The 13,857-nt window shown below is 67.6% G+C and carries 13 protein-coding genes; 3 read left to right on the forward strand and 10 right to left on the reverse strand.

The features are described 5' to 3' along the window. Nucleotides 1-446: 446 nt before the first annotated feature. The 8 genes from AC5L36_RS34975 to AC5L36_RS35010 all read right to left on the reverse strand — a co-directional run bounded on the left by AC5L36_RS34975 (nucleotide 447) and on the right by AC5L36_RS35010 (nucleotide 7,560). Nucleotides 447-1,007, reverse strand: coding sequence for a hypothetical protein (locus AC5L36_RS34975; RefSeq protein ID WP_441222910.1), 561 nt, complete (start codon nucleotides 1,005-1,007; stop codon nucleotides 447-449). 175 nt (nucleotides 1,008-1,182) lie between these two features. Then, nucleotides 1,183-2,187, reverse strand: a complete 1,005-nt coding sequence (locus AC5L36_RS34980; protein ID WP_441222911.1) for a DUF4192 domain-containing protein — start codon at nucleotides 2,185-2,187, stop codon at nucleotides 1,183-1,185. Between the two features lie 537 nt (nucleotides 2,188-2,724). Next, nucleotides 2,725-4,056 carry a hypothetical protein gene (locus tag AC5L36_RS34985; RefSeq protein ID WP_441222912.1) on the reverse strand — a complete coding sequence of 444 codons (1,332 nt, stop codon included), beginning with the start codon at nucleotides 4,054-4,056 and terminating at the stop codon, nucleotides 2,725-2,727. A 273-nt stretch (nucleotides 4,057-4,329) separates the two neighbouring features. Beyond that, on the reverse strand, nucleotides 4,330-4,848 hold the full coding sequence (locus AC5L36_RS34990) for a hypothetical protein (RefSeq protein WP_494909501.1): 519 nt from the start codon (nucleotides 4,846-4,848) through the stop codon (nucleotides 4,330-4,332). Then, nucleotides 4,845-5,618, reverse strand: coding sequence for a DNA-processing protein DprA (locus tag AC5L36_RS34995; protein ID WP_441222914.1), 774 nt, complete (start codon nucleotides 5,616-5,618; stop codon nucleotides 4,845-4,847). The genes AC5L36_RS34990 and AC5L36_RS34995 overlap by 4 nt, the downstream gene beginning before the upstream one ends. A gap of 33 nt (nucleotides 5,619-5,651) precedes the next feature. Continuing rightward, nucleotides 5,652-5,786 (reverse strand): hypothetical protein, encoded by a 135-nt coding sequence (locus AC5L36_RS35000; protein ID WP_441222915.1) that lies wholly within the window; start codon nucleotides 5,784-5,786, stop codon nucleotides 5,652-5,654. After that, nucleotides 5,786-6,289 carry a hypothetical protein gene (locus tag AC5L36_RS35005; protein WP_441222916.1) on the reverse strand — a complete coding sequence of 168 codons (504 nt, stop codon included), beginning with the start codon at nucleotides 6,287-6,289 and terminating at the stop codon, nucleotides 5,786-5,788. Before AC5L36_RS35005 ends, AC5L36_RS35000 begins: the two co-directional genes overlap by 1 nt. A gap of 50 nt (nucleotides 6,290-6,339) precedes the next feature. Beyond that, entirely contained in the window at nucleotides 6,340-7,560 is a 1,221-nt protein-coding gene (locus tag AC5L36_RS35010; protein ID WP_441222917.1) for a DUF932 domain-containing protein, read from the reverse strand. 321 nt (nucleotides 7,561-7,881) lie between these two features. Here AC5L36_RS35010 and AC5L36_RS35015 point away from each other — a divergent pair, with 321 nt between their 5' ends. Beyond that, on the forward strand, nucleotides 7,882-8,922 hold the full coding sequence (locus tag AC5L36_RS35015) for a DUF4238 domain-containing protein (protein ID WP_441222918.1): 1,041 nt from the start codon (nucleotides 7,882-7,884) through the stop codon (nucleotides 8,920-8,922). A 45-nt stretch (nucleotides 8,923-8,967) separates the two neighbouring features. Here AC5L36_RS35015 and AC5L36_RS35020 read toward each other — a convergent pair whose 3' ends face one another. Further along, nucleotides 8,968-9,672 carry a hypothetical protein gene (locus tag AC5L36_RS35020; protein ID WP_441222919.1) on the reverse strand — a complete coding sequence of 235 codons (705 nt, stop codon included), beginning with the start codon at nucleotides 9,670-9,672 and terminating at the stop codon, nucleotides 8,968-8,970. Between the two features lie 33 nt (nucleotides 9,673-9,705). Then, the gene (locus AC5L36_RS35025; protein ID WP_441222920.1) at nucleotides 9,706-9,939 is read right to left on the reverse strand and encodes a hypothetical protein; all 234 of its coding nucleotides are present in this window, start codon (nucleotides 9,937-9,939) and stop codon (nucleotides 9,706-9,708) included. 158 nt (nucleotides 9,940-10,097) lie between these two features. Between AC5L36_RS35025 and AC5L36_RS35030 the strand changes: the two genes are divergently transcribed. Both AC5L36_RS35030 and AC5L36_RS35035 read left to right on the forward strand, forming a co-directional pair. After that, nucleotides 10,098-11,366, forward strand: a complete 1,269-nt coding sequence (locus AC5L36_RS35030) for a tyrosine-type recombinase/integrase (protein WP_441222921.1) — start codon at nucleotides 10,098-10,100, stop codon at nucleotides 11,364-11,366. After that, nucleotides 11,363-13,771, forward strand: coding sequence for a tyrosine-type recombinase/integrase (locus tag AC5L36_RS35035; RefSeq protein ID WP_441222922.1), 2,409 nt, complete (start codon nucleotides 11,363-11,365; stop codon nucleotides 13,769-13,771). Before AC5L36_RS35030 ends, AC5L36_RS35035 begins: the two co-directional genes overlap by 4 nt. Nucleotides 13,772-13,857: the final 86 nt, after the last annotated feature.

Here is a 13,857-nt window from a genome sequence, read left to right on the forward strand (position 1 = left end):
CCCCCCGGTGCGGTCAGGACGTCGTCCACCGCGGCCGCCAACGGCGCCAGTTCGGTGCGCCGCTGACGGGTCATGCTGGCCTGCACCGCTTCGATGGGCGCCTCCCGGTTGCAGGTGACCGTTGGGTCTGCCAGCGTGGCGTCGTCCGGGCCCGCGCGACGCGGGCGGCGACCGTGGCGGTCGATTCGCCCGCGGTGGGCAGCTGCTGCGGTGGCAGGCTGACCTGGATGGCTACCCGGTCCAGCAGCGGGTTCAGGCGGGCCAGGTAGCGGCGGCGGCGTACAGGTACAGGCGTCGGGGTCCGGGCACGGGCAAGTGTGGCTGGCCAAACCCCGGCGCCAACCGATGCGGACCTACGGCAAACGAAGCGTTCACATTGACGTGCATTCGATGCGCCGGTGACGTCCACAGTGGAGCTCCAAGGATTGGCGGGCCGACCGTCCTGGTCAGGGCGTCGACCTGACTTGACCAGCAGGTCGGCCTGCCTTTGCGGCTGCGGGCTTCTCGTGCCAGGGCAGCAGCGTGGCCAGGGTCCGTTTGTCCCGGATCAGTGGCGCGAGTCGGCGAGCCTGAAGCAGCAGGTTCGCGGCGACCAGGTCCGCGTGCGGTCGGGCAAGGCTGAAGCCCATGGCTTCACGCAGCCAGAGCGTTGCTTCGGTCCAGGAGTAGAAGCGGGTGTCGCAGCCGGGATTGACGGGGGGTGGGAAGCCGCCGGGCCCTTGCTGGCCAATCGACCAGAGCCGGACGATCTCCCGCGATCGGCCGATCCGAGCGCCGATGTCGGCAAGGGTGACCCAGTCGTCAGCACAGACTCGAACCGGGACGAGGTCAAGGGATTCCAGGTCGTTGATGGCGGACACGATGGCCGCGGCGAAGGTGTCGGCTGTGCGCGCCACCGATACGGCTTGCTGGCTAGCTGTTATGTCCGGGCAGACGGCCGCGATGGCGTCTGCCTGCGACCGCTCTACCGGACGGCCGAGGATCAGGCCAAAGCGGTACAGCGCCATCGAGACTCCCTTCCACCGAGGCGAGCGCCTAGCGATCAGATGTGAGAACGCCTGGCTGGCCAGTTCCGAAGGCCCCGGCCGTCCGGCCGCGACGCCACTGTGGACAGTGTTGTCGTGGGGCGTCGTGCGTGCCCGGCCTCAGCCAGGCCGCTAGGGCTCGCCGGTATGATCAATGTCAGTCGGGGTCGCTACCGCTTTCGTCGTCCCAGTCGCCGGGCGGCAGGCCGCTACGCAGGAGTTCGTGCAGGGCGTGGGCGAACGGGTAGCGGGGATCGGCGGTGAGCGCGCGGTTGATCGCGACATTTGCTAGGGCGCCGTTGCCGAGCCGCCAGGCGGTGAACGCCAAGAGGCTGGCCGGTGCGGGCACCAGTGGGGTCGGTGCGCGGCGGGTCAGGTCGATCCACATGCGCAGATGTTCCGGGGTCGGGCGGATGTGCTCCCACGCGTGCTCGCGTACTCGCGGGTGGTGCAGCAGCAGCAGGAGCCGCGCGGCGTCGTGATCGTTTAGCCGGTCGCCGTGTTCGTATTGGCTGATCGCCTCGTTGGCGGTCTGGCGGCCCCACTGCTGTATGACCTCGTCGGCGGCGGCGATCCAGGATCGCGCAGGCGTGGGTTCGTCGTTCTCGGTCATGCGGTGCTTGACCGTTTCGGCGAGCCGGATGCTCATCTGGTCGTGGACGTCGTCGACCACCTGAGCCATGGCGTGGCGGGCGGCTTCATCCAGGGGTTCCAGTTGGGCGGCGAGGGTGGCCCGGTTCGGTAGGGCCACGAGGCCGGCGACGGTGGCGTGCGCGGCCATGACGCTGTCGTCGATGGTGAGGCGGCCGCCGTGCCGCGGCGGCGCGTCAGGCTGGTCCGGTTGGTAGATGAAGAACTGGTTGCCGGCAACGCGGAGCAGATCAGCGACCGGCAAGCCGATCGAGGTGATGGTCGAGGCCGCCTGGACCAGTACCGGGTCGGCTTGTTCCGCTGTCCCGTATCCGACGGCGATCACGCTGGTCAGGCCCTGCCGGCCGATCACCCGGGTGACGTCGTCGACAAGATTCTGAATGTCGGAGGCGGTGCTGCCGGCGGGGGGAAGGTCAGCGCGTACGGCAAACACAACCTTCATGCCGCGAACGCCAAGGCACACCAGGCTGGCCTTTGGGGTGAAGCCGACCAGATACGGCACGATGGCCAACAGGTCGGCGCAGGTGCGGGCCGGTGGAAGCTGAGACTCCAGCTCCGGCCGAAAGTTGTCACTGGACATGTACGCTCCCTGTTGAGGGCTGGATGGGCTTGTGCTGGCGAAGGCCGCTCAGAATGAGCGGCGCGGGTTCAACGGAGGAGCTCCACACGGGCGTGTCCACAACGGACGCCGAAGCCGGCTGCGTTGTCGCAGCAGACTCAGCGTGGGATCCGACGATCGGCGCGACAGTGTGCGGTGCAGGAAGCAGGCCGTCACGTGCCGTGGTCGCGTGTTGCCGACCACGCCCGCCCGGAGGCCGGCCGTGGTGGTGACGGGATGCCGGCACGGCTTGCCGGACTGGCGGTGGTGGTGCCCGCGCTGCGCAAGTGCCAGCCGGGGCTAGGCCGTGCTGCCTCGGTGATTTTCCGGCCGGCCGCCGTCGCCAGGTCAAGGCGGTGGCCCACGGTGGCGGCACCGATTGTCGAGACGGCAGCCGTCACGTCGTCGACGCGTTCCCGGCTATTGTTTGCGGTGTCTGTGCGCCAGCGGCTAGTAGACGGCCGGTAGTGTGGCCGCCAGTGCCGCTGTTTTGGTGGCGGTGCGGAACATCGCGACGGCGTTCTCCGGGATGGCGGCTATACCGGTCGCCGCTTCCTGGTCGGTGAACGGCAGTCTCGCGTGTGGACCGACGCGGAACGCGGGAAGGCTGTAGTGCTGGCTGGCGACGACGTTCTCGTCGGCGGTTTCGTAGTCGTCGAATGCGCCTTGGTCGAGTCCGGGCATGGTCGTCTCCCGGTTGCCGGTGCACAGCACGACCAGGTCGTAGCTGCGGCCGTCGATGAGTACCGCGCCGGGCAGGGCGATGGGAAAGGCGCGCCGATTGACCACGGTCAGCAGCCGGCCGGGCTTGAGGTAGCGGCCGATCCCCTGGTATCGGCCGCGGATGGTCTGCTGCCACCGTTCGCAGGTGGTCGGCAGGTCTTCGGCGTACCAGTCGATGCGGTCCACGCTGTCCAAGGCCGCGGCGGCCATCGGCGGTTGCGGCGCGATGCCCAGGAACGACTCGACCGCGCATTTGCCGGCGTCGCCGCCGCCGACAACCGCGACTCGACGCATACCCCGTAGCGGCCACAGGCGGGCCATCCGTTGCATGAACTGTGGGAAGGTGAGAATCGTTGTGCCATTGGCGATGTTCTGGTCGGCCGGGTCACCCACGCCGCGCGCGTCGATGATTCGACCGGCGAACAGCGGACTGCGGTCGGCGATCTCGATCTGCGCCCCGCTGCCGTCCCGGGAAACCGCCAGGACGTTGGCGTTGGTCAACACGTCGGCGAACTGCGCCAGAGCGACCCGGATCACGAACGCCATGTCGGTGTTCGGCTGGTACTCCACCATGGACACGTTCGCGGCTTGGATCAGCCCGCCGGGCAGGAAGTTCAGGGCTGCCCCTTGGTCACCGGCCAACCCCGCGGCGCCGGCACGGTTACGCGAGTTCAAGAAAAACGTCGGCCGTGCGGTCATCGCGAACGTGCCACCGACGCGCTCGTTGCGTTCCAAGACCAACGGTTTCGGGTAGCCGCTCAAGACACGAGTTGCGGCGTAGACAGCGGCGTGGAAGCCGCTGCCGATGATGACCTCACGAGCGATGCTGCTGGAGCTGAGGGTATCCGTCTGACGCGGCTCGTCCGACCAGTAGGCGTCCAGCGCCTGGTCGGCGATATCGCGGCCATACGGGTCCAGGGCGATACCGGTGAGCTTGGCCTGCAACGGGTTGGGGAACTCCGATTCCCGTTCCGTCATCGCCCGCAGGCCCGTCGAGGCGATCGGGTTCTGTACGACGGCGGCGAGAACGGACTCGATCTGCGCGGACGGCTCGAACATGAGGCCCGCATCCTCTCTGCGCTGGCCGGCGCCGCGCCGAGCCGCGCACCACCCAGGGCAAACCCCGGGGTTGGCGCCAGGCAAGATCAACGCGGCCCCGGACGGGGTCAAAGGGTGGGATGGGTGGGCTCGACGGTCAGCTAAACCCGATGGGGTAGTGGATCGTGCCCGGGCGGATGCGCGCGCACAACCGGCGGCCGAGCAGGGTGCCGGGACTGGTTCAGGTGAACGGGGGCCGCATGCTGCGACGGCGACGCGCCGGTGGCGGTCGCGTTAGGCGCCGACCGGCAGCCGGCGGATGCGCAGCGGCGGGATCCGCCGCCATGAGGCGGCCAGGGTGTCGGACTGCGCGGGGTGGGCGACGACGTCGTAGTCCCGGATCCAGACCGTGTACCAGTCCTCGGCCGGCGCACCCATCCGCAGCAGTTGGTCGTCGCTGACCGCAATGCCAGCCAAGGCCGGGGGTTGGCGAGGCCGGTGGCGGTCGCGGCGCCCGGCCAGCATGGGACAGGCCCGAGCGCTGTACGCGGCGCAAGGCGGACAAACCCCAGGCTCAGCGGTGCACTGGTAGGCGAAATCCGAGTGCCGGGCGAACAGCACGGTCCGATCGCCGAGCCTCTGGCCGCAGACCTGGCAGCGGCGGCCGTGCAGGAACCGGTACTGCGCCAGATCACTGATCTTGCCGAACAGTGGCACACCAGTGCGGCTGACCGGGGTGATCTGGGGAACGACCAGCCCGCCTACGCAGTGCGATCCGGCCAGATGTTGCGGGATGTCAGGTGTGCGGGTCATCGGGGTTCTTCCGCCGGTGGGCTACTGGCTGGCCACGGGATGCGGCGTAGGTCGGCGACGATGTCGTCGACGCCGGTGACCAGACGGGCATGCGGCTGCGCGCGTAGCAGTTCGTGGCAGCCTGCGGACATCGCCGACGTGATCGGGCCGGGCACCACCCTGCAAGGCCGGCCTGCTTCGAGGGCGTGGTGGGCAACGCCTAACGCGTCGCTGCGCAAGGACGCTTCGACCACGACGGTGCCGGCGGTTAACGCCGCCACCAAGGCCAGGTTGGTCTTGACCCGTTCCCGGGTTAGTTGGGCCCCGGCGGGCCAGGCGCTCAGCAGCAGTCCCCGGTCGGCGAGCTGGCTGAACAGGTTTGCGTGCGCGGCGGGGTGGATCTGGTCCAGGCCATGCGGCAGGACCGCGACAGCACCGCCGCTACCGGTGCCGGTGCCGGCGGCGAGGGCCGCGCGGAGGGCGGCGCCGTCGACGCCCAGCGCCGGCGTGGACACCACCGTCCACGTCCGGTCGGTGAGGCGGAACGCGAGATCGGCGGCCACGTTTTGGCCGTAGCTGGTGGCGGCTCGCGACCCGACGACGGTGACCGACGTCGCCGGCTGCGGGATGGGGGCTGGCCCGTGCGCCCACAGGCACACCGGTTGCCAGCCGCCCAGATCGGCGAGGCCGGCCGGCCAGTCCTTGTCCTGCGGGATGACCACCCGCCAGCCGGCGCGTTCCGCGTCGGCGCGCGCAGCCCGCGCCTGCACCCACAGCCGGGATGCAGGCATGTTCCGCAGCCCGGCCCGGACCGCGACCGACCCTTACCCGGAGAACAACATGTCCACCATCTCGGTCGCGCCGCGCGTGGGCAGGAACTGCTGCACGAACGGGTTGCCCGGTTCACACAGCCAACCGAGGGTCGCCCGCGCCGTCCGTTCGTCGTGGAATTCGTCCATCAGGCCACCTCCGCAGCGAGATCTTCCAGGCCGGCGGTAGGGGCCGCGGCCAGGTCGGGTTCGGTGCGGTCGCCGCCCGTATGGTCGGCGGCTGGATCCATTTCGTCGGGTGGGGTCAGGTCGGTCAGGATCCGCCTGGCCACCCGCAGGACCGTTTCGGCGCACTGCTGGACCAGGTCGAGGTCGCCGTCGGCCCAGCCGAACACGTAGGCGTCGGAGTAGGCCGCACTGTCTAGCCCCAGGGCGCGCAGCACGATGTGCGCGACACTTTCCGCCTCGGTCTCGAACCGGCCGCGGTGCAAGTCCTGGCCGGAGGCGTCATCGAGGTGCCCGCAGCGGATGTGCGCCAGTTCTTTTCTGCACCAGATGGGCGGATCGTTTGGTCGTGCTGGCGATGGCATGGAGATCGGCGACCGGCGAACGGCCGTGACGCCTTGCCGGGGATGCCGATCGTGATGGGCTATGGCTTTCGGTTCATCTGATTGATGTCTGTCTAGGTCCACGTGCGGACGGCCGACGTTTGGCCAATGGTAAGGGGTTCGCATGATCCTCGTTAGCGACGGACAAGGGTGAGCAGACGCCGGTGGGCGCGGCTCTTGAGGTCGTCGTTGCTGCCTTCGAGGACGGCGGTGGCGCGAGCTGCGAGGTTGTTGCCCCGCAGTGAGCCGGTCGGGCGGATCGTTTGCTTCCAGTCGGCGTACTCGGTTAGCGCGCGTTCGGCGGCGTATGCCGTGGTTCCCAGCTGTGCGGCGTTAGCGGTGTAGAGGTCGATCAGCTCGTCGGTTCGCCGCCCGTGGCTGTTCTTGGTGCGAGTGGACGCGTCGTCGGCCGGTGGCTGCCACAGGTCGTCGACGACGCGGCGGTATTCCCCCAATGCCAGATCGGTGCGCGCCAAAGCCTCTTCCTCAGCAGCGAACTGGTCGAAATACGTAACGGAGAGGCCGAGCGTGCGGCGGGCTTCCTCGATCCGGTCGCGGGCGTTGCGGGTGTGCCGCACTCCCCAGCGGGTGATGGCGTCGCGGAGCGCGAACCGTTCGGTGTTGCGGCATACCGGCCGCCATGGGGTGACAACCACGTGGAACAAGCTGGACCCGTCGTGGCTGTTGAGCGCCACGATGAACGGAATGATCTGGTCAGCCACGCCTGCCGCGTCGATGGTTACGGTGTGGGGCAGGCGCATGCTGATGAACACCTTCCGCCCGTCGCGGACCGCGCCGGCGGACTCCCAGATCACGTCGCGACGGTCGACGAGGTCTTGCAGGAACGCGAACCCGTCGCGGTTTTGCAGCACTTCGTACTTGCTTCCGACGACACCGAGGCCAGCGCCGGTGTCCTGGCGCACTGTGACGAACTGCTCGGACAACACCCGGTGCGGGCCGGTGAGGCTGTTGCGGAACTCGACCGGTCGGCGCACCACGTCGAAGTCGATACCGCCAAGCTTGAGTACGTCCTCGATGTCGCTGATGCCGCCGGGCACGATGTTGCCTAGCTGGTGCCAGGCGGGCACGCTGCTGTAGAGGGCGACTTGGCCGCGGCTGGTGTCCAGGCCGTGCTGCGGCAGGATCTGTCCATCCTGTTGCTGGATCAGGACTTCGCCGTTGTCCCAGCTGCCGGGGTCGTTGACTCGGAACCGGCCGTTCCCGAGGGGGATGAGTTTGCCGTTGGCGACGCGGGCGTCGAAGTCAGCCTGCCTCGCGTTGGCGGCTTGGATCTGGTCGGCGCGTTCGGCGGCGAACGCCGCGTTGACGTCGCCTGGTTGTGCGGTGCTGGACATGGGTGGTGCTCCTTCCGGGTATGTGGACCCGGGCGCCCTGATGGCGTCCCGGGTGTGGTGCCGAACCGGAACGCCCCTTGGGCGCGTGTTATGGGATCGACCAGCCGCGGCGACGCCGGGTCAACAGCGACGCCCTGGAGTTGGCCGTTTGGGCTGTCGGCGAGCAGAACCAGCGAGTTCGGGCACGGCGGGGCCGCCGGCTAGATTTGGGATTGCTGGCCTGACGAGATCGGGTGCGGATCGGACAGACGTTGATCGGGCAGGCTATGTCAGTAGTTGCCACCTGGCACGCGCCGGACTGCAGAAACCGTATAATGAGGTGTGCCTAATATCGCTCGCCGCCACCATACGGTTCCGCGGTTCTATCTGGAGCGGTTCTCCGAGGACGGTCGGATCGGGACTGTTCGGCTCCCCGGCGACCAGCGGTTCGTACAGTCGGTGAAAAACGCCGCGACGAACAATAACTTCTACTCCCTGGATACGACAGAGCCGAAGGACGCCGACCTCTTCGAACGAAGCCTTGGTCGAATGGAGCGCGTGGCCTCCGTCGCTCTTAGGGCAGTCATCGAACGCGACGTTTGGCCGCTCGACTCGGAAGAACGCACAGCGCTCGGCGTCTTCGCCGCGACGCAGGCCCTGCGCGGACCGAATCAGCGGCGCCATATGGAGCAAATTGTTGCGGCCACGACCCGCATCGAACTCGGCGTGGGCGGCCGAGACAGCGTCTTTGCCTACGCGAAGGACAAGCTGGGTCGCGAAATCACTGAAGAAGAAGCGGATCGCCTCTGGGCTGACGTAACACAGCCGGGTGGACCACCGATTCGCCTATCCAGCCTGGGACACATCGAACAACTACTCCGGGTACTGCCGGAGATTCTGCCTTACTTTCTCGGGCGCCCTTGGGTGCTCGTAAGGTTTCAGCGGCGCAGGCTGTGCACCTGCGACACGCCGATCGCATTGATTCCTCATGCGGACCGTTCACCTGGTTCAGGTGTGGGTCTGCTCACCGCGTGGGGAATCACCTTTCCACTCTCGCGCGATGTGGGCTTGCTTATGGCTGACCCGTCGCCGCTCTTTGGACACATCACGTTGGACGCCGTCGCGGAGGGACGGGTCGACTCGCGCCAGCCCGGCACCGTGCAGCTCGCCGACTTGTTCAACAACGCTACGATCAACAACGCACGCATGTGGATCTTCCATCACCCGGAGGACAGGGCTCTACTCAACCGGGACCTCCCGGAGCCCCGCGAGGTGGAGATCGAGGTCCTCGGCGCCGATCCGGTGGAAATGGGCGAAAACCTGCGGAGAAAGCAGGAGGCAACTCGGAGCATGGCGCTGTTGACGCCTGACTGCGGCCGGTAAGAGGCCGGTGGCGCTCGGCTTGGCTCCCATGCGTGGAAAATGACTTCAACTACCGTCTCTCCATGTCCGCCGTGCGTTTGCCTCCATCTTCCTGTTTTGCCGTATTAGCCCTACGAAACGAACCCAGTCTCGGATGAATCGCGGTCGCCGGGTTCCCAGCTCCGGGATCTGCGTGTAGTAGTCGCGGCTATTCGGCCCGAACGGAACGGGGACTCCTTCGCGGTAGGTGATGAAGTCGTATGGCCTTCGCCCCGGCGCACGGTGACGGACGAAGAAGATAGGTGCGCCGTCGAACTCGTCGCCTTCCTTCGCGATGTCCTCAATCCGGGCCCACGGGATGTGCCCGACTTCGACGACCGTAGGCGCTGGGTTTTCGGTTGGCGTGAGAGTGCGTCGTCCTCGGTCATCGTAATAGCTCTTCTTACCTCTAATAACGACCTCCACGCCGCCATGGACAATCTCGATCAGTTCTGGTCCCGTGTAGGCGTACCCCCGCCAAGTCATATTGTTACTGCCGTCGTAGCCGCGCTCATAGCGTGCCACGTTCATGATGATGATCTTGTTGTTGAGTCCCTCGGTACGGATCGGCCCAAGCACCTCCCACGCCTTGGATTCGAGCTCGCGAACCCGTTCCCGCTGTTGCCGGAACGATAGGCGCCGCCCAAGAAGGAAGATGGCGATCGTGACGCCGAACGAGGCCGTCGAGACCACAAGAGCCGCGAGGTCTACCCAAGAGAACGATCCAGACACTCGGCAAGTTTATTGGCACGCGAGGTTCCGGACCTACGACCGAGCCCCGCTACCCGCGCTTGATGTCTTTGTAGGCAGGGTGGGGATGCCGAGGTTGATGGCGGTCCGTCGCATGTGGACGAGCTTCTGTTCGGCCGCGGTCAGGCTGGTCTGCAGCCCCTCGACCTCGCCGAGCCAGCCGCGGTCATGTGCCTCGACGATGCGTTCGCGGAGGCTGGCGATGATGGCTTCGAGGCGCTGTTGTTGAGCCGGTTCGGGGCGCAGCATCGGGCACCGTATGTCCCGTTGACCGAACTAACCGGGGACGTCCTGCGGTTCTCCGATGTTGACGGACGGTGACGTTCGTGGCCGTTTTGCTTTTGCGGGTCACTGCGCGTAGTGAGGTGTCTCTGCTCTGATCCCGTGCTGTCAGGGGAAGACGGCTCGTGGAGGTTCGGGTGGCGGAACGCGGCAGGGTGATCCGGGACGTGGCGGCCTTGGCGGTCGCGAGAGTCGGGCGGGTCGAGGAGACCGGTGACCGGCTGCGGCCGTTCAGGCTTGTCGATGAGCATGGTGTCGAGGAACTGGCTGTCACGGAGTTCCTGGGCCACATGCTCGCCGACGACGCTAGCCCGGCGTCGCTGCGTTCGTATGCCTACGAACTGTTGTCCTGGTTCCGGTTCCTGCGCGCGGTCGAGGTGCCGTGGCATCTGGCTAGCCGGGTGGAAGCCCGCGATTTCGCGTTGTGGCTGAAGACGAGCAAGAAGCCGGCACGGCCGCGGCTGCCTGATGCGCCGGCGCCGGGGTCGGTGAACCTGGTGACAGGCAAGGCAACGCCGGCCGAAAACTACGCGGCCCGGACCCGGCGGCACGCCCGAGCGGTGGTCCGCGCCTTCTACGAGTACCACCGCGAGACTCATGGTCGACCCCTGGTCAACCCATTCCCCAAGACCGCGGGTGTCGAGGATGAGGATCTCAACGCCCACCACAACCCGATGCGACCGTTCCGCCGGCAGTCTCGCCGAGCCATGTATCAGCCGAAGGAGCCCAAAGCAGCGCCACGGAGCATTCCGGACGACGCTTTCAACGTCCTTTTCGCGGCGCTGATCTGCAACCGGGATCGGGCGCTGCTCGCGTTCTACATTTCCACCGGCGCACGCGCCTCCGAGTTGCTGGGCGTCCGCCAGGGCCTGGTGGAACCGGAGGAGCAGGTGATCGGTGTGGTCCGCAAGGGCAGCCAAGCCTTGCAGCGGCTGCCTGCCTCAGCGGACGCGTTCGTCTGGCTGCGGCTCTACCAGCAGGAGACCATGGGTTTGGTTCCGAAAGGGCCGAACGAGCCGTTGTGGTGGTCGCTGCGCCGACCGTTCCGGCCGTTAACGTACGACGCGGTGCGGATGGTGTTCACCAAGGTCAACGCCGCCCTCGGCGCGAACTGGACCCTCCATGACCTGCGACATTCTGCGGCCAAGCGGATGGTCCGCGACCCGAACCTCACGCTGGCCGACGTGCAGTGGGTCCTGGGGCACGCCCACATCACCACCACGGAGATCTACACCGCACCCACTCCCAACGAGGTCATCGCTCACGTCCTAGCCCACCACGACCGGCAGCGCGCCGAGCGAGAAGGACCACCAGCGCCCCCGGCGCCCGGTTACCGGCCGGAGGTGCTTGCGACCTTGTTCGGTGCCGCGCCTGCCGAGGTACGTGATCGGTGAGCGTCACGGCGATCGACACCGCAGTCGCCGACGCGAAGCTCGACGTTGTTGAGGCGGTGCGGCTCGGCGAGTGGGAGCCGCGGCCGGTCGAGCAGAGTTGGTGGCAGACCTGCCAGACCCGCGTCGCGTTGGTCGAGCGGCTCCTGCGCATGTTCACCGGGCAAGGAGCGAGCAGCACCCGTGACAAGACCCGGCGACGTGGCCTGGGCAAGGTGCTGGACTGGCTCGAACGCCAGCCCGGCGCCACCTGGCAGCAGCGATGGCTGGCCAGCGGCGCCAACGCGGCCGGCTTCGACTGGGCCGACCTGCCACTGAACGGAATCGTCGACCCGCGGCGTCACCACCGCGACGAGCTGAGCTGTGGACTGGCCATGCTGGTGGCCGGCCAGGCAATCCGGCCCGGCTACCCATGGCTGTTGCGGCAACGCCAAGCCCTGATGCTCGCCGAGGTTCGTGCGGCCATCGACCCCGACGGCTTCGCCCGCATCGAGCGTGACGCCAACCAGGCCGCCCGCTACGCGAGGTCTGATGCGTTGAACAAGCTCACCTGGATCGTGATCCGCAAGGGCGGCCTGGTCGCCGACATCACCGTTGGCGACTGCGTCGAGCTGACCAAAGCGCTGCAGGAGCACCACTTCCGGGGCAGCGCCGGGCGTCCGCTGTTCTACGCGCTGCTGAAGGCGACCGGCGTGCTCCCAGCCGCGGCGCCGGAGCGGCTACGGGCGCTGCGGGTGGACGGCCGCCGCAGCGTCGAGCAGATCGTCGACGCCTACGACATCCAGTGCGGGCCGGTCCGGGACCTGCTGGTCGAATACCTCACCGAGCGATCCCCCGAGCTCGACCACACCTCGCTGCGATCGGTCGCCCGCAACCTCTGCCGGCTGTTCTGGCGCGATCTGGAGATCCACCACCCGGGCATCGACTCGCTGAGGCTGGCCCCCGAGATCGCGCAAGCGTGGAAGGAACGGCTGGCCCACATCCGCGACGCCGATGGCAAGCCCGTGCGGCCGCGGGTGAACTACCGCAGCGAGTTGGTGTTCGTGCGGGCCTTCTACGAGGACATCGCCCGCTGGGCCGCTGACGACCCGGCCCGCTGGGCGCGCTGGGTCGCGCCGTGCCCGATCAAGGCCTATGAAGTGACTCGCAAGAAGGTCCAGGCGCGGGTCAAGGCCCGGATGGATCAGCGGACCCGGACCCAGCTGCCGCTGCTGCCCGCCCTGCTACGCGCGGTTGACCAGCAGCACAAAGACGCCGAGGAACGCGTCGGCATCGCAAGGGCTGTCCCCTCCGGCAGTCGGCTCACCGCAGGCGGCATAGAGTTCCAGCGTTGCCGCGTCGGCGACTCCGGCCGCGTCTACGCCATCGACCTGAGCACAGGCAAGCGACGAGACCTGACCCACGAGAAGGAAGCGGCGTTCTGGTCGTGGGCAACGGTGGAAGTGTTGCGGCACACCGGAATCCGCATCGAGGAGATGCTGGAACTGACCCACCAGAGCTTCGTCGCCTACACGCTGCCCACCACCGGCGAGGTTGTCCCGATGCTGCAGATCGCTCCGTCCAAGACCGACGCCGAGCGACTGCTGCTGGTCTCGCCCGAGCTGGCTGAGGTCCTGACCGCGATCATCTTCCGCGTCCGCGCGGGCAACGCCGCCCTGCCGCTGGTCTCCGCCTACGACGTGTTCGAGCAGACCTGGAGCCCGCCGATGCCGTTTCTATTCCAGCGCCGATACGGCACCGAGGACCGTCCGCTGACTCGCAGCTACATCCGCGAATGCCTTCTCGCCACATCCCATGCCGCGCAGATCACCGCCGCCGGCCAGCCACTGCAATGGCGACCCCACGACTTCCGCCGGATCTTCGTCACCGACGCCGTCCGCTCTGGCCTGCCCCCGCACATCGCCGCCAAGCTCTGCGGCCACTCCACAGTAGACACAACGATAGGATATGCCGCCATCTACCCCGAGGACGTGATCGCCCACCACCGGGCGTTCATCGCACGCCGCCGCGACCAGCGACCCAGCGAGGAATACCGCGACCTCACCGCCGCCGAATGGGACGAATTCCTCGCCCACTTCGAGCTGCGGAAAGTTGCTCTCGGGACCTGCGGCCGGGACTATGGCACCCCCTGCGCGCACGAAAACGCCTGCGTCAGATGCCCACTCCTTCGGGTTGATCCGGCCCAGATGCTGCGACTGGAGGAGATCCACGCCAACCTCGCCGACCGACTCGCCGAGGCCAAGGAGCGGGGCTGGCTGGGCGAGGTCGCCGCGATCCAGACCACCATGGCGGCCGCAGCTCAAAAGCTCGAAGCCATGCGCACTGCCCGCGAGACACCTGTTCTCCTCGGCATGCCCCATGCCCGTCTACCCGCCGGCCGATCGAACTGGCGTGAACCGAAACGATGAGGGCCCCGCCACAGGCGTCGATCGTCGCATCATCTTCTGCTGAGCGGATGTCGGCGGATTGCCAAGGTCCCTACCCGGCCGTGGTG

The organism is Phytohabitans sp. LZ39, assembly GCF_059359075.1.